General features: G+C 54.8%; 28 protein-coding genes and 2 pseudogenes. 7 read left to right on the top strand and 23 right to left on the bottom strand.

Features of this window, described 5'->3' with window-relative positions; all coding sequences use genetic code 11:
• Window positions 1-13: 13 nt before the first annotated feature.
• The 12 genes from GXM22_RS15450 to GXM22_RS05550 all read right to left on the bottom strand — a co-directional run bounded on the left by GXM22_RS15450 (window position 14) and on the right by GXM22_RS05550 (window position 9554).
• Window positions 14-130 carry a helix-turn-helix transcriptional regulator gene (locus GXM22_RS15450; RefSeq protein ID WP_143405736.1) on the bottom strand — a complete coding sequence of 39 codons (117 nt, stop codon included), beginning with the start codon at window positions 128-130 and terminating at the stop codon, window positions 14-16.
• A gap of 50 nt (window positions 131-180) precedes the next feature.
• Window positions 181-768, bottom strand: coding sequence for a Fic family protein (locus GXM22_RS05600; protein WP_005932453.1), 588 nt, complete (start codon window positions 766-768; stop codon window positions 181-183).
• 138 nt (window positions 769-906) lie between these two features.
• Complete coding sequence (locus tag GXM22_RS05595) at window positions 907-1248, bottom strand: NAD(+) diphosphatase (RefSeq protein WP_005932450.1); 342 nt, start codon at window positions 1246-1248, stop codon at window positions 907-909.
• Between the two features lie 25 nt (window positions 1249-1273).
• Window positions 1274-1765, bottom strand: a complete 492-nt coding sequence (locus GXM22_RS05590) for an HD domain-containing protein (RefSeq protein ID WP_005932447.1) — start codon at window positions 1763-1765, stop codon at window positions 1274-1276.
• A gap of 57 nt (window positions 1766-1822) precedes the next feature.
• Window positions 1823-1981 (bottom strand): hypothetical protein, encoded by a 159-nt coding sequence (locus tag GXM22_RS05585; protein WP_005932444.1) that lies wholly within the window; start codon window positions 1979-1981, stop codon window positions 1823-1825.
• Between the two features lie 156 nt (window positions 1982-2137).
• On the bottom strand, window positions 2138-3877 hold the full coding sequence (gene ade / locus GXM22_RS05580) for an adenine deaminase (protein ID WP_099357211.1): 1740 nt from the start codon (window positions 3875-3877) through the stop codon (window positions 2138-2140).
• A gap of 173 nt (window positions 3878-4050) precedes the next feature.
• The gene (locus tag GXM22_RS05575; protein ID WP_035394006.1) at window positions 4051-5085 is read right to left on the bottom strand and encodes an alcohol dehydrogenase; all 1035 of its coding nucleotides are present in this window, start codon (window positions 5083-5085) and stop codon (window positions 4051-4053) included.
• Window positions 5086-5148: 63 nt separating this feature from the next.
• Entirely contained in the window at window positions 5149-6006 is an 858-nt protein-coding gene (locus GXM22_RS05570) for a YitT family protein (protein ID WP_005932434.1), read from the bottom strand.
• A 249-nt stretch (window positions 6007-6255) separates the two neighbouring features.
• The gene (locus GXM22_RS05565; RefSeq protein ID WP_005932430.1) at window positions 6256-6720 is read right to left on the bottom strand and encodes an Hsp20/alpha crystallin family protein; all 465 of its coding nucleotides are present in this window, start codon (window positions 6718-6720) and stop codon (window positions 6256-6258) included.
• Window positions 6721-6953: 233 nt separating this feature from the next.
• Window positions 6954-7757, bottom strand: a complete 804-nt coding sequence (locus tag GXM22_RS05560; RefSeq protein WP_005932426.1) for an ADP-ribosylglycohydrolase family protein — start codon at window positions 7755-7757, stop codon at window positions 6954-6956.
• A 14-nt stretch (window positions 7758-7771) separates the two neighbouring features.
• Window positions 7772-8431, bottom strand: coding sequence for a vWA domain-containing protein (locus tag GXM22_RS05555; RefSeq protein ID WP_005932423.1), 660 nt, complete (start codon window positions 8429-8431; stop codon window positions 7772-7774).
• Between the two features lie 91 nt (window positions 8432-8522).
• Complete coding sequence (locus GXM22_RS05550) at window positions 8523-9554, bottom strand: macro domain-containing protein (protein ID WP_005932421.1); 1032 nt, start codon at window positions 9552-9554, stop codon at window positions 8523-8525.
• A 114-nt stretch (window positions 9555-9668) separates the two neighbouring features.
• Here GXM22_RS05550 and GXM22_RS05545 point away from each other — a divergent pair, with 114 nt between their 5' ends.
• On the top strand, window positions 9669-10550 hold the full coding sequence (locus GXM22_RS05545) for a DUF5131 family protein (protein ID WP_335341488.1): 882 nt from the start codon (window positions 9669-9671) through the stop codon (window positions 10548-10550).
• Window positions 10551-10565: 15 nt separating this feature from the next.
• Here the strand turns inward: GXM22_RS05545 and GXM22_RS05540 are convergent, their stop codons facing one another.
• The 5 genes from GXM22_RS05540 to GXM22_RS05520 all read right to left on the bottom strand — a co-directional run bounded on the left by GXM22_RS05540 (window position 10566) and on the right by GXM22_RS05520 (window position 12988).
• Window positions 10566-11018 carry an aminoacyl-tRNA hydrolase gene (locus GXM22_RS05540; protein ID WP_005932416.1) on the bottom strand — a complete coding sequence of 151 codons (453 nt, stop codon included), beginning with the start codon at window positions 11016-11018 and terminating at the stop codon, window positions 10566-10568.
• A gap of 12 nt (window positions 11019-11030) precedes the next feature.
• Window positions 11031-11618, bottom strand: a complete 588-nt coding sequence (locus tag GXM22_RS05535) for a pentapeptide repeat-containing protein (protein ID WP_005932413.1) — start codon at window positions 11616-11618, stop codon at window positions 11031-11033.
• Window positions 11615-12157 carry an HAD family hydrolase gene (locus GXM22_RS05530; RefSeq protein ID WP_005932410.1) on the bottom strand — a complete coding sequence of 181 codons (543 nt, stop codon included), beginning with the start codon at window positions 12155-12157 and terminating at the stop codon, window positions 11615-11617. The genes GXM22_RS05535 and GXM22_RS05530 overlap by 4 nt, the downstream gene beginning before the upstream one ends.
• Window positions 12142-12603: a 2-thiouracil desulfurase family protein gene (locus GXM22_RS05525; protein ID WP_005932409.1), complete on the bottom strand. Its 462-nt coding sequence runs from the start codon at window positions 12601-12603 to the stop codon at window positions 12142-12144. The genes GXM22_RS05530 and GXM22_RS05525 overlap by 16 nt, the downstream gene beginning before the upstream one ends.
• 85 nt (window positions 12604-12688) lie before the next feature.
• Entirely contained in the window at window positions 12689-12988 is a 300-nt protein-coding gene (locus tag GXM22_RS05520; protein ID WP_005932405.1) for a helix-turn-helix domain-containing protein, read from the bottom strand.
• Window positions 12989-13440: 452 nt separating this feature from the next.
• Between GXM22_RS05520 and GXM22_RS05515 the strand changes: the two genes are divergently transcribed.
• Entirely contained in the window at window positions 13441-14664 is a 1224-nt protein-coding gene (locus GXM22_RS05515; protein ID WP_005932402.1) for an ATP-binding protein, read from the top strand.
• On the opposite strand, the pseudogene GXM22_RS05510 reads toward GXM22_RS05515, so the two are convergent.
• A pseudogene (locus GXM22_RS05510) lies at window positions 14649-15245 on the bottom strand (replication initiator protein A); the annotation flags it as partial. The gene GXM22_RS05515 and the pseudogene GXM22_RS05510 overlap by 16 nt on opposite strands.
• A gap of 69 nt (window positions 15246-15314) precedes the next feature.
• Between GXM22_RS05510 and GXM22_RS05505 the strand changes: the two are divergent.
• A complete protein-coding gene (locus GXM22_RS05505; RefSeq protein WP_005932397.1) occupies window positions 15315-17258 on the top strand; it encodes a recombinase family protein in 1944 nt (647 codons plus the stop codon).
• Here GXM22_RS05505 and GXM22_RS15225 read toward each other — a convergent pair.
• Window positions 17208-17492: pseudogene (locus GXM22_RS15225) on the bottom strand (sigma factor); the annotation flags it as partial. The gene GXM22_RS05505 and the pseudogene GXM22_RS15225 overlap by 51 nt on opposite strands.
• A gap of 156 nt (window positions 17493-17648) precedes the next feature.
• Between GXM22_RS15225 and GXM22_RS05495 the strand changes: the two are divergent.
• On the top strand, window positions 17649-17996 hold the full coding sequence (locus GXM22_RS05495) for a DUF6054 family protein (protein WP_005932394.1): 348 nt from the start codon (window positions 17649-17651) through the stop codon (window positions 17994-17996).
• Window position 17997: 1 nt separating this feature from the next.
• Complete coding sequence (locus GXM22_RS05490) at window positions 17998-18357, top strand: DUF2500 domain-containing protein (protein WP_005932392.1); 360 nt, start codon at window positions 17998-18000, stop codon at window positions 18355-18357.
• 148 nt (window positions 18358-18505) lie between these two features.
• Here GXM22_RS05490 and GXM22_RS05485 read toward each other — a convergent pair whose 3' ends face one another.
• The 4 genes from GXM22_RS05485 to GXM22_RS05470 all read right to left on the bottom strand — a co-directional run bounded on the left by GXM22_RS05485 (window position 18506) and on the right by GXM22_RS05470 (window position 23419).
• The gene (locus tag GXM22_RS05485; RefSeq protein WP_005932387.1) at window positions 18506-18982 is read right to left on the bottom strand and encodes a hypothetical protein; all 477 of its coding nucleotides are present in this window, start codon (window positions 18980-18982) and stop codon (window positions 18506-18508) included.
• Window positions 18983-19333: 351 nt separating this feature from the next.
• Window positions 19334-21259, bottom strand: a complete 1926-nt coding sequence (gene bilR, locus GXM22_RS05480; RefSeq protein ID WP_005932382.1) for a bilirubin reductase, long form — start codon at window positions 21257-21259, stop codon at window positions 19334-19336.
• Between the two features lie 12 nt (window positions 21260-21271).
• Window positions 21272-22027: an alpha/beta hydrolase family protein gene (locus GXM22_RS05475; RefSeq protein ID WP_005932380.1), complete on the bottom strand. Its 756-nt coding sequence runs from the start codon at window positions 22025-22027 to the stop codon at window positions 21272-21274.
• 3 nt (window positions 22028-22030) lie between these two features.
• Complete coding sequence (locus GXM22_RS05470) at window positions 22031-23419, bottom strand: MFS transporter (protein WP_005932378.1); 1389 nt, start codon at window positions 23417-23419, stop codon at window positions 22031-22033.
• 216 nt (window positions 23420-23635) lie between these two features.
• Here GXM22_RS05470 and GXM22_RS05465 point away from each other — a divergent pair, with 216 nt between their 5' ends.
• Together GXM22_RS05465 and GXM22_RS05460 are read left to right on the top strand one after the other, a co-directional pair.
• Complete coding sequence (locus GXM22_RS05465) at window positions 23636-24466, top strand: AraC family transcriptional regulator (protein ID WP_242651620.1); 831 nt, start codon at window positions 23636-23638, stop codon at window positions 24464-24466.
• Between the two features lie 117 nt (window positions 24467-24583).
• Window positions 24584-25375 (top strand): DUF975 family protein, encoded by a 792-nt coding sequence (locus GXM22_RS05460; protein WP_005932373.1) that lies wholly within the window; start codon window positions 24584-24586, stop codon window positions 25373-25375.

Below are 25375 nucleotides of genomic sequence, written 5' to 3'. Positions count from 1 at the left end.
CCCACATCCATATTCATTTAGACAGACTGCGGAATTCCAGTGGGGTGACGCTATAAGTTTCTGCGAATACCTGCGCAAACTTGCCTTGATTTTCATATCCGACGGCATTTGCGATCTCAATAACTTTCATATTATGCTGGGAGCAACCTTCCAGTTGACGGCCAATGAGGCCAAAGTTCTTTAATGTGTAGCCATCTCCGCAAAAGAACAGGAACCAGCCTTTACAATAAAAAACAAAAAGTCCCGCCTGAATTCACTTTCAGGCGAGATGTCTTTCAATATGACTGCTCTGGCGGCATAATCCCCTGTGCTGATCTGATATAGGTGATGCAGATTCTCCTCGGTAATCGTATTCTGACGATTCGCGATAAACTCCAGTCCGCGCTTCATACCATAGATGCGGGCTTCTTGTTCATCACGAGGGGCATAACCATCGAGGATATAACGGATACTGCTGCGGGTCGAGCGGATACTTTCAATTTGAAAAGTCGCATAAATTTCCTCGGTCATCGCCGACAAACCGAAGTTTTGTCCACTGACAGGGACAGAGAGCAACTGCTTCATACCATTTGTTGAAATTTGCGCGAGGTTCGGCAGGTAAAACAGCTTATTTCCAGAAAAATCAGTCAACGGCAGAGGCTGCGCAAAGTTTTGCCGCAGCAATTCGGCAAATTCTTTGACGCTGACAGTCGAGTACTTGTATTCCATCCGATTGAGTTCAAGCAAATGCTTATCTGAAAGCATTTTGGCAAACTGTGCCCCATCCATTCTGCCCACCTCGCAGTTGATACTTATTGATACTATATAGTATCAATATATCGATTCTTTATAAAAAAGTCAACCGAAACAGGCCGAACCAACTTTTTTCCATACTTTCCGTCAAAATTCCCGTGGCACAGCCACGAATCACATCTCCATCGGCTTATTCCCCACTTCGTCCAGATACGCATTCAAAAATTCCGCTGCAAGGCTGTTGGGACGGATGTTTTCTCTGGCTTCCTGTGGGGTGAACCACTTGCAGCGGTCCACCTCGTGGTTGATATGCAGTGCCTTTGCGGTTCTGACGAAAGCCGTAAAGTTGCACATCAGCGTGTTAGACGGCTCAAAAAACTTGGTACGGTTGAACCGGAGGTGCTCTACTTCCAACCCGGTTTCTTCCCGGACTTCCCGCACCACGGCGTGTTCTTCTGCCTCACCGCGGTTCACATATCCAGCCACCAGAATATAAGAGGGCTTGCCGTACCGCATTCAAAGCAATGCTTCTGAATCATTTTTACACTCCAAACACTGTTTTCGTCAGCCGGATACCTGCTGTCGTTTTCATCGTATGTTCCATAAAGGTTCGGATTGCCTGCTGACCGTACCCGCTTTCGGACGCATTGACGATATAATCCGCCTCAATCAGAATTTGATAGTCAATGCCGTCGATCTGCGCCGGGCTATGGTGGTGCCCTACCAGATAGGCCACACGGTCGATCTGTTCTGCTGTCATGCCGGTATCCGCCAAGAACTCCCGCACCAGCGGGGCACCCTCCTGCTCCTGATATTTACCATTGGTGTTGCCGTACTTTTTGCGGCAGAGCGGGCAGGCGATATCGTGGGTGATGGCCGCCACCTCCAGAATAAACTGCGTGTCTGCGTCCAGCCCCTCCAGCTCACCAATGGTTTTGGCATAGGTCCACACGCAGCTCAGGTGCGTGATGTCATGGATATTCCCTTCGGAAAAGGCGATCATCTTTTCCATGATCTGTGCAATGGTCATCATTTGTTTTCACTCCCGTTTTTAACACTTAAATGTTCACCTTGATAAACGCGAATTTGTTTACTGTTTCTTATCATTGAAGTAAATGATAAATGCTCCCATCACAGCAACAGCAAGAATAACGCCCCACTCTGGTGCATTGACCCAATTTGCAAAGATGGCACCACTTATATACCCAACAATTACGGTTACGATCATTGCTAAAATCGCTTTCCCCATACAATCACGCTCCTCGTCAAATTTCGATTTATCAAATAAGAATTTCCGTCAACTTTTCTCTTGATGCGGCTCGTTTCTAAGAGTAGGAACGAACTGTTCTGTTGCCGGAGACGGACCATTCGGGTCGGTCTCCGGCAGTATTTTTGTTATCGCGTATTAAAAAACAGCCGGAACGACTTTCTGCTGCGCTACATCGATGATGCCGTATGTATTCAGTCTGAGTTTGGGAATGACCGGAAGGCTGACGAAGGCGAGGGTCATAAAGATGCCGATATCTTCCGCTACACCATGTGCCTTGAGGGCATCGTTCAGCGCCTGCATTTTCGCCGCAACGCTCTCTGCGCTTTCGGTGCTCATCAATCCGGCCACCGGAAGCGCAAGTTCTGCCACGACCTGTCCATCTGCCACAAACGCAAGTCCGCCTTTGTTTTTCCGCACAGTGTTGCCGGCCAGCATCATATCGGTATCGTTGTCCCCTGCCACGATCAGGTTATGGGAATCATGTGCGATGCTCGATGCAACGGCTCCGCATTTCAGGCTGAAGTTTCCTAAAAAGCCAATGCCCACATGGCCGGAGTGATGATGCCGCTCAAAAACGGCCAGTTTTACGATGTTGTGTTCCGGGTCCACACCGGGAGCTTTGCCCGGATGCCGTTGGAACGGGATGATTTTTTCCTCCGTAAGCAGCTCGCCCCGGTTCAGGCAGATGACACGCTCCTGCTCCCCGCTTTCCCGAAGTTCCAGGTCCTGCAGTGTGATCTCATCCAGATCAAAGGAATCCATAACGTGGGAAAATCTCACACGGTCGATGTCAAGCGGTGCGGGTTTCAGCGTTTTTCCGTGCTCGGCCACCAGCGTGCCATTCTTGTAAACCTGTTCGACCGTAAAGGATTCCAGATCAGAAACCACAACCAGATCTGCCCGGTACCCCGGTGCTACGGCACCGCGCTGCTTGAACCCAAAATACTGTGCCGGGACCAGCGTTGCCATTTTGACGGCCACTGCCGGGTCTGCGCCCAGCCGGATCGCTTTACGGATGTTGGAATCGATGTGTCCGCTGTCCAGCAGGTCACCGGGGTGCTTATCATCCGTCACCAGCATACAGCGGCTGCAATAGGGCTCCCGGAACAGCGGCATCAGGGCCTCCATATTTTTGGCAGCCGTTCCTTCCCGGATCATGATGTATTGTCCGCGCCGGAGTTTTTCCATGGCTTCCTCGATGTTGGAGCACTCGTGATCGGACTGAACGCCTGCCGCAATATAAGCATTCAGGTCCTTAGCGCTCAAAAGCGGCGCATGGCCATCCACGATCTTTCCCGCTTCGGTGCAGTCGCGGATCTTCTGCAGGATCTTCGGGTCACAGCGCACCGTTCCGTAGGCATTCATCAGTTCCGCAAGCCCCAGCACACGGGGATCGCCGTAGTAAGGCCGGAGCTGTTCTGCGTTCAGCACCGCACCGGATTCATCCAGATCCGTGGCCGGAACACAGGAGGGCAGCATGAAATAAACCGAAAGGGTCAGATTTTTTGTCGTTTCCAGCATAAAATCCAAGCCTTCCAGCCCCGCAACGTTCGAGATCTCGTGCGGGTCTGTGACCACCGCAGTGGTACCGTGGGGCAGCACTGCCTGCTCGAAGGCCGGACCACAGAGCATGGAGCTTTCGATGTGGATATGCCCATCGATCAGGCCCGGGCAGACATATTTGCCGTGCAGATCAACTTCTTTCCGGCCATGATACGTTCCCACGCCCACGATCGAATTTCCGCTGATGGCAATGTCAGCGGTGTCGATCTCATCGGTAAACACATTGACGATTCTGGCATTTCTCAAAACCAGATCGGCCAGAGCATCTCCTCTGCCTGCCGAGATCCGGCGTTTCAGTTCATCGGACTGCATAGAAACATCTCCTCTCTCTGAAGTTCGATTTTTTCACCTGTGGATCGGTTCTGCCCTTATTCTACCACGCCCTGCCGCTGCGGAAAAGATGTCGGGAAACAAAAATGGCCCCGGAGGGCTTGTTACAGCTCTCCGGGGCCACCTTATGTGCGTGTGTGACTTGGCGCACACCGTCAGCACTCCACTGCCACCTTGATCACGCCGTCCCGTTTCTTTTCAAACAGCTCGTAGCCCTCTGCGATCCGGCGCAGGGGGTAGGTGTGGGTGATGAGCGGTTCGGTATCGATCTTGCCTTCTGCGATGAGACGCAGCGTTTCTTCACAATCGCAGCCGTCCACGCCGCCGGTCTTAAAGGTGAGGTTTTTGCCGTACATTTCCGGCAGCGGCAGGGTCTGCGCCTTATCGTACAGTGCCACCACCGTCACAATGGCGTTGGGCCGTGCACACTCCCATGCCAGCCGGAAGGTGGAGTCTGCCCCTGCCACCTCCAGCACCACATCGGCCCCGCCGTGGTCGCTGTGGGCACGCACAAAGGCGGCGCAGTCCTCCGGCTGCACGGTGAGCACCTGCGGGTAGTGCCGACGGATGAACTGCAGGCGGCTTGCGTCCTTTTCACAGACGATGATGCGCTTGGGACTGTGCAGCATGACGCACAGCAGCGTGCAGATGCCAGTCGGCCCTGCACCGAGGATCAGCACGGTATCCTCGGGGGTGATCTCCGAAATGCGTGCCGCCCAAAAGCCGGTGGCCAGCACATCGCCCACCAGCAGCGCCTGCCGATCGGTGACGCCGTCCGGGATCTTGTTCAGTCCCTGATCCGCAAAGGGCACCCGGACATACTCCGCCTGCCCGCCGTCGATGCGGCAGCCCAGTGCCCAGCCGCCGTTTTGATCGGTGCAGTTGTTCACGAAGCCCTTTTTGCAGAAGAAGCACTCTCCGCAGAAGGTCTCCACGTTCACCGTCACCCGGTCGCCGGGTTTCACATTGGTCACCGCACTGCCCACTTCTTCTACGATGCCCACCATCTCGTGCCCTACGGTGATGCCGGGCACCGCCCGGGGCACGCTGCCGTGCTTAATGTGCAGGTCGCTGGAGCAGATGCTGGCAAGGGTCACCTTTACAATGGCGTCCCGCTCGTGCTGCAGCACCGGCTTTGGTTTTTCCATCAGGGCAAACGTCCCCTCTGAAACATAGGTATAGGTCAGCATGCTTTTTACCTCCATGCGCTTTGATATTTCCGGACTTGAGTATACCACGCAGCTCTCCGCCGATTAGATCTTGGGCTGATACTGCATGCTGGACACATTGTAAACGGTAACAAAAGCCTTGGGGTCTTCCCGGTTGATAAAGTTCATCAGCTTCTGATATTCGCTCTTGTCCACGATGGTAATGATCTCGTTGTGCTTTTCCAGATTGTATGCACCGATGGCCTCGTACATGGTCGCACCGCTGTGCAGGTCATGGAGGATGAACTGACGCAGCGTCTCCTCTTTTTCGGTGATGATGCAGACGCGGCGTTTGATGCTGTTATCAAAGATGAAATGGTCCAGCACGATGCCGTTGAAGTAAGTACCGAGGATACTCAGCACCACGGTCTTTTTATCGTAGACCAGGGCCGCGGAAAGCGCCACACACATTCCCGACAGAGACATGGCTTTTCCCAATTCCATGTGCAGGTACTTGTTCATGATCTTTGCCACGATATCCAGCCCGCCGGAGGATGCATTGCGGTTGAACAAAATACTCAGCCCGATGCTGACCACCAGAATATAGCACAGCACGTCCAGCTCCTGACTGCCGGTCATCGAGCCGAACTCCGGGAACAGCTTTTCAAACAGCCCCAGAAACACCGGCAGCAGCACACTGGTGTATACGGTCTTTGCGCCAAATTCTCTGCCGCAGGTAAAGAACCCGATGATGAGAAGCACGACGTTCAGGATCATCGTAATGACCGACAAGGGCAGCGGCACAAAATTGGACAGCACGATGCCAAGGCCGGAAATGCTGCTGACGGATGTATGGCTCGGCACCAGAAAAAAGAAAACGCCCGCCGCAATGATCGCCACCGCCCCGGTCAGGACTGCCGTCTCCCTCAGGACTGCGCCGGTCTTTTCTTTTACATCACTCATCTTTGTCCCCCTAAAATCAAATTTGTTTCACCGATTTCCTCATCTTTGTCGATGCGGACAAGGAGCCTACCGCCAAAGCGTTTGTATTCCATAGTGAAGTACCTCCATAAATTCCGAGTTGCTGTTCTCAGTATACCATGATTTTCCCTTGCGGAAAAGATAGCGAAACAAAAATGCCCCCGGAGGGCTTGTTGCGGCTCTCCGGGGGCATCTTATGTGCGTTGTGCTTTGGCGCACACGACCGGCGTTTTACTCGATCTCGATCAGGTTCGGGTTCTCAGGCAAAGCCTTCGTCTGCTGAGGAGCAGGCAGCTCGACGTGCAGGACGCCATCCTCGAACTTTGCGTGGATGTCTTCCTTCTTCACATCGCCCACGTAGAAACTGCGCGCGCAGGTGCCGGAGAAGGATTCGCGCCGCAGATAGCGGCCCTTCTTATCCTTTTCGTCGTTGCTGTGGCTGCGCACTGCCTGAATGGTCAGGTAGCCGTCGTTCAGATCCATCTGAACGTCTTCCTTCTTGCAGCCCGGCAGGTCAACAGCTACTTCGTAGCCGTTGTCCGTCTGTTTGACATCGGTCTTCATCATGTTTGCACCACGCTTACCAAAGGTATCACGAGCCTCACGGTTCATCATACGTTCCAGTGCAGCGTCATTCCAGAACGGATCGAAGAAATCATCGAACAGGTTTTCATGGAAAACAGTCGGCATAAGCATAAATCATTCCTCCAATCCCGGCGTTCGGGTCGGGGCAAAAAATCTGAAGCGTCCACTCGGAAAGGCTTTCCGGGGAGCCTTGCGGCTCTCCTTTTGCCCTTCCTCCTGAGCACGCCACTGTTATAGCACCGTTCATTAGCAGTGTCAATAGAAGAGTGCTAAAATTCACGAAAGAATAATACTTTTATAAAATCCTATGCAATCTTTTCAAAATTCAGTCGCATCATCGCATTTTATATCATCTTGGCAATCATGAAGCACAACAGTTCATATGCTTCCCGGATATCCTCCGGCAGACGTTTCAAAGTCTCGTCCCGCAGTTCCTGCGGCATCCCGTAAAAAGCTTCGGCAATGCCGCCGGTGACGCAGGCAAGGGTGTCGCTGTCGCCGCCCAGAGAGACCGCATTGCGAAGTGCATCCTCAAAACTGACGCTTTCCAGAAAAGCAATGATTGCTTCCGGCACAGTTTCCTGACAGGTCTCCACATGATGATAAGTCGGGCGTATCTCATCGCAGGTGCGGTTCAGGTCATAGCCGAAGGTCTGCTCCACATATTGTTTGATTTCCGGCTTGCTGTGGCCGGTACGGGCCAGAAAAATCACTGCCGCCGTGGCCTGCGCGCCTTTGATGCCCTCCGGGTGGTTGTGGGTGACTTCAGCGGTCACTTTTGCCATTTCCAGCGTTTTGTCCAGCGTGTCGAACAGCCAGCCCGCTGCCGACACCCGCATAGCCGAGCCGTTGCCGAAACTGCCATAGGGATTCGGATTTTCTGCGTGCAGCCACCGGCGGAACATCCCGCCGTAACCGGCATGGGGATATTCACGGCCCCAGAACCGCATTTCATGCTGCACTGCACAAAATGTTCTCTCCGGCAGACCCTTTCCGTCAATCAGACCAACTGCCACCGCAGCGGTCATGACGGTATCATCGGTGAAGTGCGATTTCTCGCTCAGCAGCGGAAAATCCTTGTGCTTGTAATTGTTGTGGTCAAATTCATAGGGACTGCCCACGATGTCACCCAAGATTGCTCCTAACATGGCTGTTTCCTCCCTTACCTATGATGCCGCTTCTGGAAATCAGCTTCGATTTGTTCTTTCCACTCTGCGCCGATGGACGCGCAGCAGGGTGCTTCCCGCATCCGGGAGACTGTCTCGCTAACAACGTGGTAGTTGACCGCCACGCCCTGTGCGTCATTCTCAAACCGCACCGCCCGGTCTGCCCCGATGCCGAAGCGGGCAGCTTCCTTCACGGCGTCCATGTTGGCACCGAGGAACAGGAACTCCCAGCCGTATTGCTCTTTTTCCCGCTCGATCATCCGGCGGATCTTCTCATAGCCAAACCGTTTGCTGGCGTTTTCCAGTCCGTCGGTGGTGATGACAAAGATGACCTTTTCGGCACGCTCGTCCTCCGGCAGATGGCGCTGGATATTCACCATCTTTTCCATGCCATAACCAATGGCATCCAGCAGCGCCGTGCAGCCCCGGACGTAGTAGTCCTTTTCGGTCAGCGGCGCAACAGCCTTCAGCGGAAAACGGTCGTGCAGCAGCTGCACCTCATGGTCGAACAGGATGGTGGTCACGTTGGCCTCGCCCTCCTGCTCCTTCTGCCGGGTCAGCATAGCATTGAACCCGCCGATGGTGTCCTGCTCCAGCCCGCCCATGGAACCGCTGCGGTCCAGAATGAAAACAAGCTCGGTAAGATTTTTCTTCATAATAAATGCCCTCCGTTTTGTGGTGTATCGCTTTCGTTGGCAAAAGGATACCACAAACCGAAGGGCAAAAGGTCAACGGGCAGGCGACAAATCACGCACCCAGCTGTTCCTGATCGTATTCAAACAATAGCGTATTGACCTGATTGATGTTATAGATTTTGTGTTCCAGGCAATACCGCACGATCCAGTCCCGCTTGGAGCCATCCGAAAAGGCATAGCCCGCACTCTTGAGCAGGTCGATGGTTTCATCTTCGGACAGGTGCAACCCAACCGCAAAGGCCAGCACGGTTTTCTTTTTGGGGTTGTAGTCGCGGTTGCACTGAATTTTGGAGAAATGCTGCCGGGAGATGTTGGACTGCTTGTACACGGTGGAGTCTTTCAGCCCCCGCTCGTCAATGAGCCGCAGCAGCCGAGTGGTGAAGCTCTCGCCAAGGTTGTCCATCAGGCTTTCCAGACTGCGGGCTGTCCTGGGTGCCGCGGCGGGTGCCGGAACTGCACCTAGCATCGGCAGGGCAGCATCTTCTTCCAGAAGCCTCCGCTGCTCTGACAATTCCCTGCGCCGACGGCCAAATCCGTAGCTTTCATCGTTCTGTGCTACATAGTGGTCGTCAATGTACTCCTCCACCGAGGCGAACAGCTTCCGGCTCACGGCCAGCGAGCCCCGGTCGTAAAGCACCAGATACACGGTCAGGTCGTGCTCCATGACGTACTGCGTGATGGTATCCACCGCAATGCGGAAGGCCTGCTCCTTGGGGTAGCCGTAGTTCCCGCTGGACAGCAGCGGAAAGGCCACGCTCTCGCAGTGGTACTTTGCGGCTAATTTCAGTGCAGAGTGGTATGCACCGGCTAATTGTTCAGCTTCGCCGAACCCGCCGCCGTGCCACGCCGGGCAGACTGCATGGAAAATATATTTTGCGGGCAGACCGAACGCCGGGGTACACACGGCTCTGCCCAAATCGCAGCGGCCGATGGCTTCGCAGGCGGCGGTCAGCTCCTGCTCCCCTGCTGCCTGATAGATGGCACGGCTGGTGCCGCTGCCCTGCAAAAGGTTCCGGTTCGCCGGGTTGACGATGGCATCCGCCGCCACCTTGGTGATGTCGTTGCGGATCATCAGAAACGGCATGGTGGTTCCTCCCTCACATGGTTTTCTTCATCCTATCACATCCGGCGGGGCAGTGCAAGGGGTGCTCTTGTTTCCTGTCCGCGCAGCTATTATAATAATAGGTACAGAAAGAGGGTGAGCTTCCTGCACGACATCTGGAATCCATGGCACGGCTGCGTCAAGTGCAGCGAGGGCTGCCAGAACTGCTACATGTATTTTCTCGACCGGATGCGGGACCAGAACGGAGCCGAGATCTACAAAACGAAAAGCGGCTTTTCCTATCCGCTCCAGAAAGACCGCACCGGACACTACAAAATCCAGAGTGGTGAGCAGATCCGGGTCTGCATGACCTCGGACTTCTTCTTGGAAGAAGCCGACCCGTGGCGGGCTGAGGCGTGGGACATCATGCGCCAGCGCAGCGATGTGGTGTTTTTCCTTCTCACCAAACGGCCGCAGCGGGTGCGGGAGTGCCTGCCGCCGGACTGGGGCAGCGGTTGGGACAACATCTTTTTCAACGTCACCTGTGAAAATCAGCGCCGCGCCGATGAGCGCATTCCCATCCTGTTCGACCTGCCCTTCAAACACAAGGGCATCATGTGCGCGCCCTTCATCGGGCCAGTAAGCATCCGGCAGTACCTTTCCGCCGGGCAAATCGAGCAGGTCATCTGCGGCGGCGAAAACTACGATGGTGCCCGCCCCTGCAATTTTGATTGGGTCAAGTCTCTCCGGCAGGAATGCGTGGATGCCAACGTAACATTCTGCTTTATCGAGACCGGCACCGTGTTCATCAAGGACGGCAGGCGCTACCACCTGCCAAACAAGCAGCTGCAAAGCCGAATGGCCTGTAAATCCGGCATGAACTATCAGGGCAGGCCCATTCATTTTGACCTCGTGGACGACTGGGGCTACCCCATCCCGCAGGAAGATCTCTATGTGCCTCATTTCCGCGCAAACTGCGAGACCTGCGGTAGCAAGTTGATCTGCAACGGCTGCAGTGACTGTGGAAAATGCTTATAAAATAAAGGAATTCTATCAATACAAATGGAACTTATGGCTGATCTGATGTGCAATTTCATCCGGCAGCGGGCGGAAACCGATGCAGGTCAGGGTCATGCCTCCTCCGTTTTCATCAAATTCTTCCGGCTCCAGCTCGGTGTGGCAGGCATCCCGGATAAGGAAGAAGTCTTTGTTTTCCACCAGTCCCAATTCCTCGGCAATTGTCTTTGCTTTCGGCAGTTGATTGCGGTTCTTTGCCCCGCAGATAGTTTTGGTAAAAGAGCCATCGAACCATTCTTCATAGGTTGCTTTCTCCAACATGATTTCTGCCCGATAGCCGGTAATTTCTCCGTCTTTCTCGATGGGTTTCACGCTCTGTCCCATGCCGATGGGGTCGGTGAGGAATGCCAGCGAAGCGTGGCAGCACTGCGCCGCCAGCTTACCGGGAGACATCTGCAGATCTTTTCGTGCAATGATGAGTTGACGCATTTTTTCTCCTTCTTACGACAGTTTGATCTTCAAATCTGCCAGCAGATTCACCGCTTCCGGCAGGGAAAATTTCGCATCCTTCAGGCGGCTGCCCAGAATGTCCACCTTATAACCGGCGGCATCCCGGAAATCCGCCTTGCGCAGATCACACTGGTAGAACTCCGTTTCGTGAAGTTCTACACCCTTGAAATTCGCCAGCTGCATCTCGCATTTGGCAAACATGGAGCCGACAATTTCGTTGCCGTCCGAAAAGTCGAAGCGGTTAAAGTTCATTTCGGTGAAGGTGTTATATTTCAGACTGCACTCTTTCAGCGTATTGATAGGGTCCGGGAAGGCACCGTTGGACATCAGCGGTGCCCACTCAATTTCATTCAGGCGGCAGTCATCAAAATCCAGCGACTGCACCGAAGAATGAGTGCTGCGCAGACCTGTGATCTCACACCGCACGAATTTGCACTCGTTCAGCGTGGTATGATCCAGTTCGCATTTGGTAAAGGAGCAATCCACAAACACGCAGTCGGTAAAGTCGCAATCCTCAAAAGTCTCCTCGGTGAACGACAGGTCAGCAAACCGTTCACCCTCACAATAGCGCTCTGTCATAAAATTCTCCTGTCAGCGCAGTTTGCCTCTTTCCATCGTGGGACAAACCGTTCCGTGTAAGATTCTACGCCTTCGTGCAGATACACCGATACTTTTGTGATCTCCTCCGGCACCTCAGACGGGTCATGAATGATCTGATAGTTGTTCCCGATGAACTGGATGCGCTGGAGCATTCCCAGACCCCGCTCCATCAGGTATGCAGTATTCTGGCCGGAAAGCATCACTTCGCCCTGCCCGTCGCTGCGGGTCCACAGGTCGTTGGCAATTTCTTCGGCCAGTGCACGGGGCATCGGATTCTTGGCGATGCACTGTTCGCCCTTATAGATCACGCCGCCGTTCTCACAAAGAAACACACAGCAGTCTGCCACCGGTGCAAAGAGCTTGCGCAGGCTGGTATACTGCCGACCGGATGCCGGGCAAAACAGAATGCCGCGCCGATGCAGCTCCCGTATCTGCTCAAAGATCTCGTCTTCCAGTTCCTTTTTGCCGTATTGCAGCAGCGTACCGTCAATGTCGCTGCAAATCAGTTTGATTGACATTTTCCGTCCTCATTTTTCAAGATAATTTTAGGCAATTCCCCGGCATCCAGAACACGGACGCCTTCGTCCATCAGCATCTTGGCAAAAACGCCCTGTCCGGGAATCTTTGTCCCGGAAAACGTTCCATCGTAAATTTCCTTCACGCCGCAGCTGGGGCTGCGGGATTGCAGGATGGCAAGCTCCACCCCATTTTCTTTTGCGATGGCAAGGGCCTTGGCTGCGCCCGCTCGGAACTCCCGGTCCACATTGATGCCCTCTTTGTTCGTGACAACGCCCTGCACGATTTCCGCCGGGCACCGCGGTGTGGGCAGGCCGCCCAAAACCTCCGGGCAGACCGGAACCACCTGATGCCCCCGCGCAAAATCACAAACCGCCTGATTGTAATTGTTTCCGCCGCTGTATTTGCAGTTTTCGCCCAGCAGGCAGGCGCTGACCAGAATCTTCATTGTTGCGCGCTCCGTTTTTCAGATACTGAATCTTTTACCTATTCTACCACGCTTTTGGGCATTGAAAAAGAGGATTTTGCTTTTCCTATCCCCATACCGGGAGGTCCGCCGTAATCTTTTCTAATTCCTGTGCAAGAAACGTCAGTCTTTCCCTCAGATGGTTGTTATGCGGTGCATCTCCGTTCAGCAGATAGTCCGTTCTGACATTCAGGCAGGACGAAAGATCCTGCAGCAACTCAATCGAGCAGCAGCGGCTTCCCGTTTCAACTTTTGCAAGATGGTTCGCACTAACGTTCAGCATTATACTCAACTGTTCCTGTGTAATCCCCTTCTTTTTCCGCAAATCGCGGATACGTCCGCCGAATTCTTTTGCATCAAATCGCATTGTTCAATCCTTTCCTTTGCGCCGAAAACACAAACAGGCCGAGACTCCTTTTCCGAGTCCCGGCCTGTTTTCAGCTTGAAAATGCACAATGACCGCGACTCGATGGAGCTGCTCTTGTGAGCAGCTCACGGAGTATTATCAGCCTTTAATGCATTTCAGGCAATTTTCCCTCTTACGCAACTGAAACCTGCGCCATGGCGATATTATAGCAAGTGTTTTCATCACTGTACCCTCCCAGTAGCCATCCTGACGGTTGGTCGCACCGAGAACTTTTGCATAAGCAGCCCCGACTGAGGGCTTTTCTGCGATTACTAAGCGATAAGACAATAAGCATCAACTCCTAACTTTTTATAATACGATTAAAACACCCAGATGTACTTGAAAAAGACAAAGTTTTCGGCTAAAATGGAATCATAAGAAAAATCGGCCGAGATTGGAAGCAGGTGATCAATATGAGTTACATTACAAGAAGTCTTGAGAAAGTTGTGCAGCAGGTCACGCAGGAATATCCGGTTGTGCTTGTGACCGGCCCCCGGCAGGTAGGAAAAACAACTATGCTGCAAAAGCTCATGGAAGGAACTTCCCGTGGATATGTTTCACTGGACGATTTGAACGAGCGGGCACTCGCAAAAAATGATCCAGAATTGTTTTTGCAGCTGCATAAGCCGCCGGTTCTGATTGATGAGGTTCAATATGCACCGGAACTATTTACCTATATCAAAGTCTATGCAGATACTCACCATGAGCCGGGTGCCTTTTGGCTGACCGGGTCACAGGTGTTCAAGCTGATGCACGGGGTACAGGAATCACTTGCCGGGCGTGTTGCAGTGCTGTCAATGACTTCTCTTTCGCAGTCAGAAATAAACGGTGCAGATACCGAGCCTTTCCGTGTGGATTTGGACGCTCTGCTGAACCGCGAGGAAAAAGCTGTGCCCGCAGATACCAAAGATATCTTTGAGCGTATCTATCGGGGCTCCATGCCCGCTATTGCAAGCGGAAAAAATACCAACAGCCAGATTTTTTACAGCAGCTACCTTTCTACCTATATTGAACGCGACGTAAAAGAGCTTTCAGATGCCATCGATGCGCTGAAATTTCTGCGTTTCATGACAGCGGTTGCAGCGCGCTGCTCCCAGATGCTGAATGTTGCCGAAATTGCACAGGATGCGGACATCAATCAGAAGCAGGCAAAAGATTGGTTGCACATTCTGGAAACACTGGGTATCATCTTCTATCTGCACCCCTACTCCAATAACCTTCTGAAGCGTTTGGTAAAAACCCCCAAGCTCTATTTTTATGATACGGGATTGGTCTGCTATCTGACCAAGTGGAGTAGCGCAGAAGTTCTGGAGTATGGTGCAATGAACGGTGCAATCCTCGAAAACTATGTTGTTTCCGAAATTGCGAAAACCTATCTGAATACCGGCAGAGAGACGTTTTTGTACTACTACCGCGACAAAGATGCAAAAGAGATTGACATTGTTCTGGAGCAGGATGGTGTTCTGAATCCCATTGAAATCAAAAAGACCTCGAATCCCGGCACCGAACTGACGAAGGTATTTTCTTTGCTGGATAAAGCCTCTGTCCCACGCGGGAAAGGTGCTATCGTCTGCATGAAGCCAAAAGTCGGCATCATAGATCGAGATAACTATATCGTTCCGATTTGGATTATCTGAATGGTGTCTTCCTCATCCGGGCAGACCCGGAGCAGCAAGTCCACTTCCAACGATTGCATAAAATACGCTTCCAGCCGTGTGCGCTCATCCGGTTCGCTCTCCGCGTCGGAAGAGAAAGGATCAGGTTCACTCCCCTCGGTTTTATTCCACTCAGTCTTATTTCCTCGTGATTTTGCCGTTTCCTGCTGCGCTGAATCCGCGGCACCGGAACCGTTCTTTTCACGATTGCGGCATCGTGGGTCTGCAAAGTTTTTGACGTAAATCAGATTGGGTTTTCCCAGCCCGCGCCGTTTGCGCTCAATCAGACCAAACTTTTCCAATTCCCGGAACAGTTTGGTTGCCTTGTTGTCTGCGCAGCCCAGTGCATCCATCACTTCCTGCACAGGAAAAATGATATACACCCTTCCCTGCTCATCCAGCCATCCGTTTTTCACCGACAGCCCCATGCGGTCCAGCAGGATGCCGTACAGCGTTTTGGCATCGGTGGACAGATCCTTGAATTTTATGTCCCGGAATAAAATTTTGGGCACCCGGAAATACGAGAACATCTCGCCCGACTGCCCATAGAAATAGTCAAACATTCTGGTTTCCTCGCTTATCCTGCCTTGTCACATCCTTGACACCTCCGTTCGTAGTATGATGAAATATGTATGACTATCGTTATTTTTCTTTACAAAGATGGCCTGCCATGCTACAATAGCCGCATCTACGGCCACCGGACAACAGGAAAGGAGTATCTTATGGCCAAAACTGCCGACACCATTGCCATCTATTCCCGCAAATCCCGCTACACCGGCAAGGGCGAAAGTATCGGAAATCAGATCGACCTCTGCCGCGAATATATCCGCACTCACTACGGCGATGCTGCCGCGGAACATACCGTTGTCTTTGAGGACGAGGGCTTTTCCGGCGGCAACCTGAACCGCCCGGATTTCAAAAAGATGATGACTGCGGCCAAGGACCGGAAATTCAAGGCCATTGTGGTCTACCGTCTGGACCGCATCAGCCGCAACATCAGCGACTTTTCCAGCCTGATTGAAGAACTGGGACGGCTGGGCATCGACTTTGTGTCCATCCGTGAAAGTTTTGACACGTCCAGCCCCATGGGCCGCGCGATGATGTACATCGCATCCGTGTTCAGTCAGCTGGAACGTGAGACCATCGCGGAGCGCATCCGGGACAACATGCACGAGCTGGCAAAGACCGGGCGCTGGCTGGGCGGCACGACCCCCACGGGCTATGCTTCCGAGAGCGTCAAGAGCATCACGGTGGACGGCAAGACCAAAAAGGCCTGCAAGCTCAAGCTGCTGCCGGACGAAGCAGAGATCATCTACAAAATTTTCGACCTCTACGAGCAGTACGATTCTCTGACCATGACCGAGACCGAGCTGCTGCGGCAGGGCATCAAAACAAAAACCGGGCGTTCGTTCACCCGGTTTTCCATCAAGTCGATTTTGCAGAATCCTGTCTACCTGATTGCAGACAAGGACGCCTATCAGTATTTTGTGGACAATGAGGCAGAACTGTTCGCCCCGGAGTCCGATTTCGACGGTGTGCGCGGCGTGCTGGCCTACAACCGCAGCGATCAGGAAAAAGGCCGTGCTACGGTCTACAATCCCATCAGCGAATGGATCGTTTCGGTGGGCGAGCACCCCGGCATCATCTCCTCGAACCGGTGGATTCGGGTGCAGGAGTCGCTGGAGCGGAACAAATCCAAATCCTACCACAAGTCCCGCGGCAACGAAGCCCTGCTCACCGGCCTGCTGTGGTGCTCCTGCGGCAGCCGGATGTACCCGAAGGTCACCGGGCGCAAAACTGCCGATGGGCAGGTGGTCTTTCCCTATATGTGCAAACTGAAGGAGCGCAGCCGGAGAGAGTTATGTAATGTCCGGAATGCCAACGGCAATTTGCTGGATGCTGCCATCTGCGAACAGGTCAAGCACCTTGCCGACCATTCCAGCGACTTTATGAAGCAGTTGGAAAAGGCAAAGTCCGCCCACGCAGGCAACCGCTCCGAGTTTGAGACCAAGCTTTCCACCCTGCGCAAAGAGCAGGCCGAGACGCAGCGGAAGATCAATGCACTGATCGATTCGCTGGCTGACTTCAGCGACAGCACCGCTGCTGTCCACCTGAAAAAGCGCATCGAGGAACTGAATGCACAGGATGCCACCCTGAGTTCCCGCATCCGGGAATTGGAAAGCCTCACCGACAGCGGTGTTCTGGGCGGCATCGAGTTTGACGTGATGCGGCAGCTGCTGACCGTGTTCCACGACAACATCGACGACATGACCGTGACGCAGAAGCGCGCTGCCATCCGCACGGTGGTGCGCAAGGTGGTGTGGGACGGCAAGGTGGCGCATGTGGTGCTCTTCGGTTCACCGGAGGATGAAATCGACTGGACCACCTTCCCGGTAGACCCGGAAGAGGACGACAACGACCCCGAGGGCGGTGGAGATGGTTCCGATTCTCAGTCCGGCGTTCGCTCGGGTGAGGATAGCATTCTCAATGCATCTGCTGGCATAGGTCGCAAACCGCGCCTTGCGGGTGATGTCAAAGGTATCCACGGCCTTCATCAGCCCAATGGTTCCAATTGAGATCAGGTCCTCCTGGTCGCCGGGCTGGGCGTAGTATTTCTTTGCCACATGGGCCACCAGCCGCAGGTTGTGCCGGATGATCTTCTCCCGCGCACTCCTGTCCCCCGCCCGCAGAGCCGCAAAGGTTTCGATTTCCTCCCGCGCACTGAGCGGCTTTGGGAAACTCCCCGCTTCCAGATGCAGCGCCAGCACCAGAAATTTTGTAGCGAAAAATTGCAGCAGCGTTAATAGCATACACAGCACCCCCCTGGTGCTACTGTATGCTGTTGGAAGATCACAAAGTATTCCTCCGAATCCGGAGCGCAGGGATGGCATTCTGCAATTTTCCTGCGGGTTCGTTCGTATTAAGGATAAGGGACCGAATTTTGTTGGTAAAACGGAGGAACCATTATGGCGATCTTTGAAAAGACCATTCAAAACAAGAAATTTGATCAGCTGCTCTGGAAGTTGGAAAACGAAATTCCGGCCAGCAGCTGGTCGGCAGAGCTGGAAGCCGGAAGTGATTTCAAAGAGGGCGATGCCCGGTGCAGCGTCCGCGTCTTTGAACGGTACAGCGTGATGGGCGGCAATCGCCTGAGTCTGACGCTGACCATGTTTCAGAACGGGGACAGCCCGATTCGGTTATCCGCCATCACCGCAGGCGGCAGTCAGGCGGTGTTCTTCAAGGTGAACACCCTTGGAGAGGAATCCTTTTTGGAGGACGTAAAGGGACTGCTGGAAGAAATTTTGGAGGAGTAAGATGTTTTTCGCTGGATTTGATCTGTTGTTCAGCATCCTGTTTCCCATCCTGTTCCTTGTGGTTCTGGGCATGATCCTGTATGCCATCATCGGAAATATCCGCACCTGGAATAAAAACAACCATTCGCCGCGGCTCACCGTTCCGGCAGCGGTGGTGGCAAAGCGCACGGAGGTCTCTCATCACCACACGGACAACACGATGATGCATACGTTTACCACCTATTATGTGACCTTTCAGGTGGAAAGCGGCGACCGCATGGAGCTTACCGTAAGTGGTTCGGACTACGGAATGCTTGTGGAGGGCGACATTGGAAAGCTGAGTTTTCAAGGCACCCGCTATCTTGGGTTCCAGCGGAACTGAGTGTTTCTGCACTGCTGCCCAACTGGATGAATCGTAAGTTGAACAAGGCAGGATTACACACAAAAAAACATCTGCTGCCCCTTTGCCGGACGTAACAGCCTCCGGCGCGGGACAGCAGATGTTTTCTTTTTTTACGATGCAGTCAGATTTACTCCGCAATGGGCATGGTCTGGTAGAACCAGTCCTCAATGGCCTTGCGGGTCCGGGCGAAGAACTGCTTCACCGGGCAGGCAGCGTCGCGGGCTTCCTGCTCCAGATCCGTACCTTCGGGGAAATTGCGGATGACGGTATAAGCCACCGACTGCGGCGGCAGCGACATCATCACGGCAGGGTCGTGCACCACACAGATCTGCTCCCCTACTGCAAGGGTAGCGGGATCGGAGGTGGTCTTTTCGTCATGGTCCTGCCACTGGGTGCGCTCAGTGATCACCATTTCATAGGTCTCCTGCCCCTCTGCGGTCACCAGTACAGACTCCACTGTACCGTCCGCAGCGCGGCTGATCTCTTCTACCGTACCATAGTAGTAGAGCCGCTCCGAAAACAGTGCCGAGGCAGCGGGCAGTGCACTGACACTGAGCAGCAGCACTGCAAGCAGGCAAAAGAACGAGCGATAGGTCTTTTTCATAAAAAGCCTCCATTTTTCATGTTGAAGCGGAGCACCCGCCGCATGGCGCTCCCGGATGCCTTATTCTAACACAACTCTTGTCGGATTTCTATATCCAGGCTTAACCGGCGGAAAAATATCGCAAAAGGCATCGCGTCATAACCCTCTCAGTCATCGCTGCGCGATGCCAGCTCCCCCTTTCGGGAGAGCTTTATTTGTGCTGACCGGAAAATGCAAAAAAGCTCCCCCTTTCGGGGGAGCTGGCAAAGCCGTCAAGGCTTTGCCTGAGAGGGTGAAAAAGCAAGCCCGGAAGGCACACAGACCTTCCGGGCTTGCACTTTTGGCGATGCGCTGTGCGCATCTCAGACTACTTTACAGCTGGCAGGCGGTATCGTAGCCGGTACGGATGGCGTTGGAGATATCTGCAGCCTTGCCTGCGGCATCGCCGACGGAGTACACCGGGATATTGGCAGCTTCCAGCGCAGCAGCGTCAAACTCGTTGGAGCGTGCGCCCATAGCCAGCACGATGTAATCGCAGGGGATGGTCACCTCTGCGCCGTCTTTGTTCTCGCAGACAACGGCATCCATGCGGAACTCCTTGACCTTGTGGCCGGGGTACTGCTCCACGCCGTAGGTCTTGTAGTTTTCCAGCAGGGTAGGCAGAATGGTGGTGCTCTCGCCTGCTGCGATCTTGTCCATCATCTCGATGACAGACACCTTGCAGCCCCGGGCAGCCAGATACTCTGCGGTCTCGCAGCCCACCATGCCGCCGCCGATGACAGCCACGGTGCCATAGACCTGCTGCTCACCGGCCAGCACCTTCCAGGCATCGGCCACGTTCACGCCGTCAATGCCGGGGATGCGGGGTGCGGCGCTGTGGCCACCCACAGCGTTGATGACAGCCTCAAAACCGGCCTCCTTCAGCTGCTCTGCCGTGCGGGTCTGTCCCATGCACAGGTGCACCCCGGCATTGCAGACCGCGCGGATCAGATCCTGTGCGGCGCGGCGCATCTCCTCCTTGCGGGGAGGCACGCAGGCGATGTTCAGCTGACCGCCCAGAGAGGTGGTCTTCTCAAACAGGGTCACGTCGTGACCGCGCAGGGCTGCCACACGGGCAGCTTCCAGACCGGCAGGGCCGCCGCCCAGAACAGCCACCTTCTTTTTCTGTGCGGCAGGCTGGATGCTGCGGCTGTTCTCATAGCCATTTTCGGCATTGAGCACGCAGGACAGGAACTGGCGGTTCTGGATGGCATCGGTGCAGCCCTTGTTGCAGCTGATGCAGCGGCGAATATCGCAGGCCTTACCGGCAGCGATCTTTGCGCCCCAATCAGGGTCTGCCAGCAACGGACGGCCAACAGCCACCATATCAGCCATGCCGCTCTCGATGACACGCTCTGCCATCTCGGCATCCACGATACGGCCCACGGCGCTGACCGGCACGTTGACAGCCTTTTTGATGTCCCCGGCGATCCTGACAAAGAAGCCGTAGGGCTGCACACCCATGGGAGGAATGGTATCGGCCATGTTGCCGGTGTGGTTGGCCTGGGCAACGTGGAACATATCCACGCCGTCCTCCACCAGCCACTGGGCGAACTGCACCGCATCGGCCTCGTCGATGCCGCCCTTGCCGCGCTGCGGGGTGACGATGGACAGCTTGTAGTCAATGATCATCCCCGGCACAGCCTTGCGGATGGCCCGGGTCAGCATCCGGGCAAAGCGGACCCGGTTCTCCAGACTGCCGCCGAACTTGTCGGTGCGGTGGTTCATGCGGGTGGAGCACAGGCAGCCGTTCAGGCGGTCGCCGTGGATCTGGATCACGTCCACACCGGCCTTCTGGGCACGCACCGCGCAGGCGCACATCTTATCGATGATGGCCATCAGCATTTCCTCGCTGACCTCATCGGTAAAGAACATCATGTCGTGATGCAGGCGCTGACGCATCTCGTCAAACTTCTTCTGCATGAACAGGCTGTTGATGGCATCCACATCGTACTCCGGGTGGAAGAGCTGGACGCCCAGCTTGGTGCCGTAGGCGTGTACGCTGTCGGCCAGTGCCTTGAAGGCAGGGATCTGGCTGTCGTCAAACAGCTTGGGGGTGGGAGAAAAGCTGTTGATGGGTGCCACATCGCCCAGAACGATGTAGCCCACGCCGCCCTTTGCCAGACGGGTGTAGAAGCCCATGTCCTGCTCACTGATCATGCCGTTTTTCTCGTAGCCGGTGGTCAGCGGGGGGAACATGATGCGGTTTTTAAAGGTCTGTCCGCCCACCTCGATGGGCTGCAGGATCATGTTTTCCATACAAATGCCTCCTTACAGATGTGCTTTGATGAATGCGGCGGTCTTTTCCTCCACGGCGGCACGGGCGGTCAGCGTGGCAAAGTTGTGTCCGCCGCCTGCAATGGTATCCACCTCGGGTGCGGTGTATCCCTCGGCATAGCGGCTGCAGGTGCCCTCGTCCACCAGACGGTCATCGTCGGCGCGCAGCAGAAGCACCGGGCCGTTGTAGCCCTTGGCCTCGGTAAAGGGATCGGGGTGCTTGGCCATCTCATAGTTGAAGGCCATCTTGTAGCACAGACCCTCCATGTCGGCGTAGTCCTTGCCGGTCTGGGTCACACCGTCGGCGCGCTGGGCGCAGCCGAACCACATTCCTGCGCCCGGGCACAGCAGGATCAGGCCGTGGGGCTGGATCACCGGAGCGCAGGAGGCAGCAATGTAGCCGCCCATGCTCTGGCCGGAGAGGAACATCTTTTCGCTGTCCACATAGGGCTGCTGGGCTGCCCATGCAAAGATATCCTGTGCATCGGTGTGCAGGCCGTCAAAGCTCATATCCTCGAACTCGCCGTCACTCTCGCCGTTGCCGTAGAAATCAAACCGGGCGCTGCCGATGCCCTGCGCTGCCAGAGCGCGGGACAGGTGGGTGTACATGGACTTGTAGCCGCTGCAGCTGCCGGCAAAGCCGTGCAGATGCACCACAAAGGGTACCTTGCCCTCCGTATCAGGCAGGGTCACGATGCCGCGCAGGGTGTGGCCATTGCGGTTTTTAAACTGAACCTGTAAAATCTTCATGGTTTACTTGCTCTCCTTTGCGGCGCGGCGGCTCTTCAGCTCTGCCAGCATCTCGGCCGTCTTCTGCTTGGTCAGGGGATAGACGAAGAACAGGATGGCCACTGCAATGCCGTAGCCCAGGAAGTAGACGCCGGTGTAGCTCTTCCAGATGGCGTTCACAACGCCTGCGGTCTGCACAGCGCCTGCGGTGACGTTGTAACCGATGGCACCCAGCACAAAGCTGGACAGGCTGCCGGAGATGGCGCTTGCGAGCTTGCGGAAGAAGGAGTAGGTGGAGTAGACGATGCCCTCGTTGCGCTCGCCGGTCTGCAGCTCGTGGTAGTCGATGGCGTCGTTGACCATGGCCCAGATCAGCACCTGCATACCGGAAGCGCCTAGGTAGCAGATGCCGTTGATGACGATGAAAGCCACGGGGTTATGGATGGGGAAGAAGAACAGGATGCCGAACACGACGGCGGCAAAGCCTGCGCCCATGCAGCACCACTCCTTCTTGCCGAGCTTGTTGGCCAGAGGCTGGGTGATGGCAAAGGACAGCACCGCATACAGCACGCTGAGCATACCGGAAACGGCCTGGATCTTGACGTTGCCGAAGAAGTCCTTGTACAGGTAGGTGTTCAGGCCGTTGACCACGGATGCACCGATCATGCCGGTCAGGCTGAAGAACATCACGCCCAGAAGGGCTTTGTTGTGGGAGATCTCCTTGAGAACGTGCAGGTAGTTCAGCTTTTCGCCCTGCGGACGCTCAGGCACTTCCACACGCTCCTTGCACCACACGCAGGTGATCTGCAGGCACAGCAGGCCCAGCATGGCGCAGATGCAGGCCAGCATCAGGAAGCGGCCAGCCACAGGCTGGTTGTCCACATACAGGAACAGGGGGCCGACCATGACCATGACGGTCATAAAGATGGTGCCGCCCAGGCTGCGGTAACGGGACAGGGCGGTGCGCTGGCTCACATCATCGGTCATCACGCTGGACAGGGTGCCGAAGGGCACGTTGACGCAGGTGTACAGTGCCTCATACAGCACATAGGTGATGAACATGTAGGCCAGACGCAGGCCGTAGCTGATGTTGCCCACATTGACAAAGGCCAGCACACACAGCACTGCCATGGGGAACGAGAAAGCGCGGATCCACGGGATGAACTTGCCGCCCTTGGTGGCCTTGCGGGAGTCCACGATAGCGCCGATGATGGGGTCGTTGACGGCATCCCAGATCTTGGTGATCAGCAGCAGGATACCCACATGGAAGGGGTTGACCTGCAGGATCAGGGTGTAGAAGATCGACAGATACATGGCGCGGTACTGCTCCGTGAAGCAGCAGCCCAGATCGCCCAGTGTATAGCCGATCTTGTCCTTCATGGAGAAGGGCCGAACGGTCTTTTTCTGGTCCATTGCGTTTTATCCTCCTTAAAAAACAGATGAAACCACGAGGCTTTTCACACAAGCCTCTTCTCTTCGATTGCATTATACGTTAATTTTGCGTCAAAGCATATCCAAAAAATGATTGAAAACTATCGCAAATTGATGTATTATGCAATTATGACAGTTGTACTTTTCAGTTGTGTACAACAAACTGTCGCATCTGACAGTTCCACGGAGGGAATTTTGGTGAATTATACAGCCAAACGTTATCTTTTCAAACAAAGCACTGTTCGGGAATTTTTTTCGGGCGCGTATTATGACCTGTTTCTGGTCATGCGGGGCAGCGGTGTGTTCCGGTGCAGCGAGGTGGTGCTGCCCGCCCAGCAGCAGAACCTGATCATCCTCAAGCCCGGGCAGGGCGGCAGGCTGGAATATGCCGGAGCCTACGGCCCGCTGGAGATCATCCGGGTGCAGTTGTCTCCCCAGATGCTGGCGCAGCTGTCGGATGAGGACACCGACTTTGAAAAAAGCTTCAATGTGGTGCCCTTCCAGCAGGTGGCTGTCCGGCCGGACAGCCAGATCTATATGCTGCTGAAAAATCTTGCCCGGAAGCTGCTGGTGCTCCCCCAGGAGAGCAGTCAGTTCGGCGCGGCGGCGTTCGAGCACGGCATCCTGCAGATGTTCGTGGTGCTGGCACTGCGTGCCTGCATCCATGCCGAATTCCACACCGCTTCGGTCAGCCGCCACCACCTGATGCTGGATGAGGTTTTCCTGTTTATTCAGGCGCACCTCACCGAGGAACTGACGTTGGATCGTCTGGAAAAGGAGTTTTTCGTCTCCCGGGAGCATATTGCCCGGGAATTCAAACGCCAGACCGGCCAGACCGTGCACCGCTACATCGTAAAGGCCCGGCTGGACCGCTGCTGCACCCTCATTGAGCAGGGCCTCCCCATCACCGAGGTGTACAAGACCAGCGGTTTCGGGGGCTACAACCACTTTTTCCGCGCCTTTAAAAAGGAGTACGGTATGACCCCCAAGGAATATTTCAGCACCACCCGGCAGGATGCCCGGGGATGAGCCTTTGCAAAAGAAGTCCCGGCTGCAATTTTTGTGCAGGCTGAAACGTATCCTGTATAAAACGGCAGCTGCCGTTTTTCAACAAACGATCTCCATTACAGACAGGAGGAAAGCTCTATGAAATTTTCTGCTGATTATCGTGCCCTTGCGCTGGATGCCCTACGCGGCAGATGGAAGACAGCTGTTCTGGCCGGACTGATTGCCAGTTTGCTGGGTGCCAACATTGTGAGCAGCTCAGACAGGGTCATCTCCAACATGAGCCAGAACGCCAACGGCGACACCCCGGGGGTTGCCGGGCTGTTTTCCACCGGCAGCAGCGGCGTGCTGGCGGTTCTCGTGATCTGCATCCTTGCCTGGGCAGTGTTCACCGTCATCGTGGGCGGTGCGGTGCGGCTGGGCTACGCCCGGTTCAACCTGAACCTTGCAGACGGCAGGGACGCTGCCCTCTCCGACCTCGCTTCCCAGAAGCACCGCCTGTGGGACGGCTTCTGCATGAATTTCCTGCAGGGGCTTTATGTGGCGCTCTGGTCGCTGCTGCTGTTCATCCCCGGCGTGGTAAAAGCCTACAGCTATGCCATGACCCCCTATATCATGGCCGAGCACCCCGGCCTGACGGCCAACGAAGCCATCACTGAATCCCGGCGCATCATGGACGGCAACAAGTGGCGGCTGTTCTGCCTCGATCTCAGCTTTCTGGGCTGGGAGCTGCTCTGCACCCTGCCCATGCTGATTGGTTTCTCTCTCGTCTTTGCCTTCACCCGCTCGGCGGATACGGTCCTCGTTCCGCTGATCCTGCTGTCCATCCCGCTGAGCGCCGGCTTTTTCTTTCTGCACCCCTACGAAGAAGCGGCCTGGGCGATCTTTTACCGGGATATCACCGCCGCACCTTCTGACACCGAGGAAATCTGA

The organism is Faecalibacterium duncaniae, from assembly GCF_010509575.1.
GTDB lineage: Bacteria > Bacillota > Clostridia > Oscillospirales > Ruminococcaceae > Faecalibacterium > Faecalibacterium duncaniae.
Note: the sequence above shows the minus strand (reverse complement) of the source record. Positions and strands in the feature narration are given on the sequence as shown.

Coding starts and splice junctions, on each gene's coding strand:
- GXM22_RS05470 (WP_005932378.1), bottom strand. CDS start 23,419: ATGGACCAGAAAAAGACCGTTCGGCCCTTCTCCATGAAGGACAAGATC.
- GXM22_RS05600 (WP_005932453.1), bottom strand. CDS start 768: ATGGATGGGGCACAGTTTGCCAAAATGCTTTCAGATAAGCATTTGCTT.
- GXM22_RS05505 (WP_005932397.1), top strand. CDS start 15,315: ATGACTATCGTTATTTTTCTTTACAAAGATGGCCTGCCATGCTACAAT.
- GXM22_RS05530 (WP_005932410.1), bottom strand. CDS start 12,157: ATGTCAATCAAACTGATTTGCAGCGACATTGACGGTACGCTGCTGCAA.
- GXM22_RS05490 (WP_005932392.1), top strand. CDS start 17,998: ATGTTTTTCGCTGGATTTGATCTGTTGTTCAGCATCCTGTTTCCCATC.
- GXM22_RS05535 (WP_005932413.1), bottom strand. CDS start 11,618: ATGACAGAGCGCTATTGTGAGGGTGAACGGTTTGCTGACCTGTCGTTC.
- GXM22_RS05460 (WP_005932373.1), top strand. CDS start 24,584: ATGAAATTTTCTGCTGATTATCGTGCCCTTGCGCTGGATGCCCTACGC.
- GXM22_RS05570 (WP_005932434.1), bottom strand. CDS start 6,006: ATGAGTGATGTAAAAGAAAAGACCGGCGCAGTCCTGAGGGAGACGGCA.
- GXM22_RS05495 (WP_005932394.1), top strand. CDS start 17,649: ATGGCGATCTTTGAAAAGACCATTCAAAACAAGAAATTTGATCAGCTG.
- GXM22_RS05485 (WP_005932387.1), bottom strand. CDS start 18,982: ATGAAAAAGACCTATCGCTCGTTCTTTTGCCTGCTTGCAGTGCTGCTG.
- bilR (WP_005932382.1), bottom strand. CDS start 21,259: ATGGAAAACATGATCCTGCAGCCCATCGAGGTGGGCGGACAGACCTTT.
- ade (WP_099357211.1), bottom strand. CDS start 3,877: ATGCAGTCCGATGAACTGAAACGCCGGATCTCGGCAGGCAGAGGAGAT.
- GXM22_RS05565 (WP_005932430.1), bottom strand. CDS start 6,720: ATGCTTATGCCGACTGTTTTCCATGAAAACCTGTTCGATGATTTCTTC.
- GXM22_RS05520 (WP_005932405.1), bottom strand. CDS start 12,988: ATGCGATTTGATGCAAAAGAATTCGGCGGACGTATCCGCGATTTGCGG.
- GXM22_RS05560 (WP_005932426.1), bottom strand. CDS start 7,757: ATGTTAGGAGCAATCTTGGGTGACATCGTGGGCAGTCCCTATGAATTT.
- GXM22_RS05585 (WP_005932444.1), bottom strand. CDS start 1,981: ATGGGGAAAGCGATTTTAGCAATGATCGTAACCGTAATTGTTGGGTAT.
- GXM22_RS05590 (WP_005932447.1), bottom strand. CDS start 1,765: ATGATGACCATTGCACAGATCATGGAAAAGATGATCGCCTTTTCCGAA.
- GXM22_RS05475 (WP_005932380.1), bottom strand. CDS start 22,027: ATGAAGATTTTACAGGTTCAGTTTAAAAACCGCAATGGCCACACCCTG.
- GXM22_RS05555 (WP_005932423.1), bottom strand. CDS start 8,431: ATGAAGAAAAATCTTACCGAGCTTGTTTTCATTCTGGACCGCAGCGGT.
- GXM22_RS15450 (WP_143405736.1), bottom strand. CDS start 130: ATGAAAGTTATTGAGATCGCAAATGCCGTCGGATATGAAAATCAAGGC.
- GXM22_RS05515 (WP_005932402.1), top strand. CDS start 13,441: ATGAGTTACATTACAAGAAGTCTTGAGAAAGTTGTGCAGCAGGTCACG.
- GXM22_RS05575 (WP_035394006.1), bottom strand. CDS start 5,085: ATGCTGACCTATACCTATGTTTCAGAGGGGACGTTTGCCCTGATGGAA.
- GXM22_RS05550 (WP_005932421.1), bottom strand. CDS start 9,554: ATGCCGTTTCTGATGATCCGCAACGACATCACCAAGGTGGCGGCGGAT.
- GXM22_RS05525 (WP_005932409.1), bottom strand. CDS start 12,603: ATGAAGATTCTGGTCAGCGCCTGCCTGCTGGGCGAAAACTGCAAATAC.
- GXM22_RS05540 (WP_005932416.1), bottom strand. CDS start 11,018: ATGCGTCAACTCATCATTGCACGAAAAGATCTGCAGATGTCTCCCGGT.
- GXM22_RS05595 (WP_005932450.1), bottom strand. CDS start 1,248: ATGCGGTACGGCAAGCCCTCTTATATTCTGGTGGCTGGATATGTGAAC.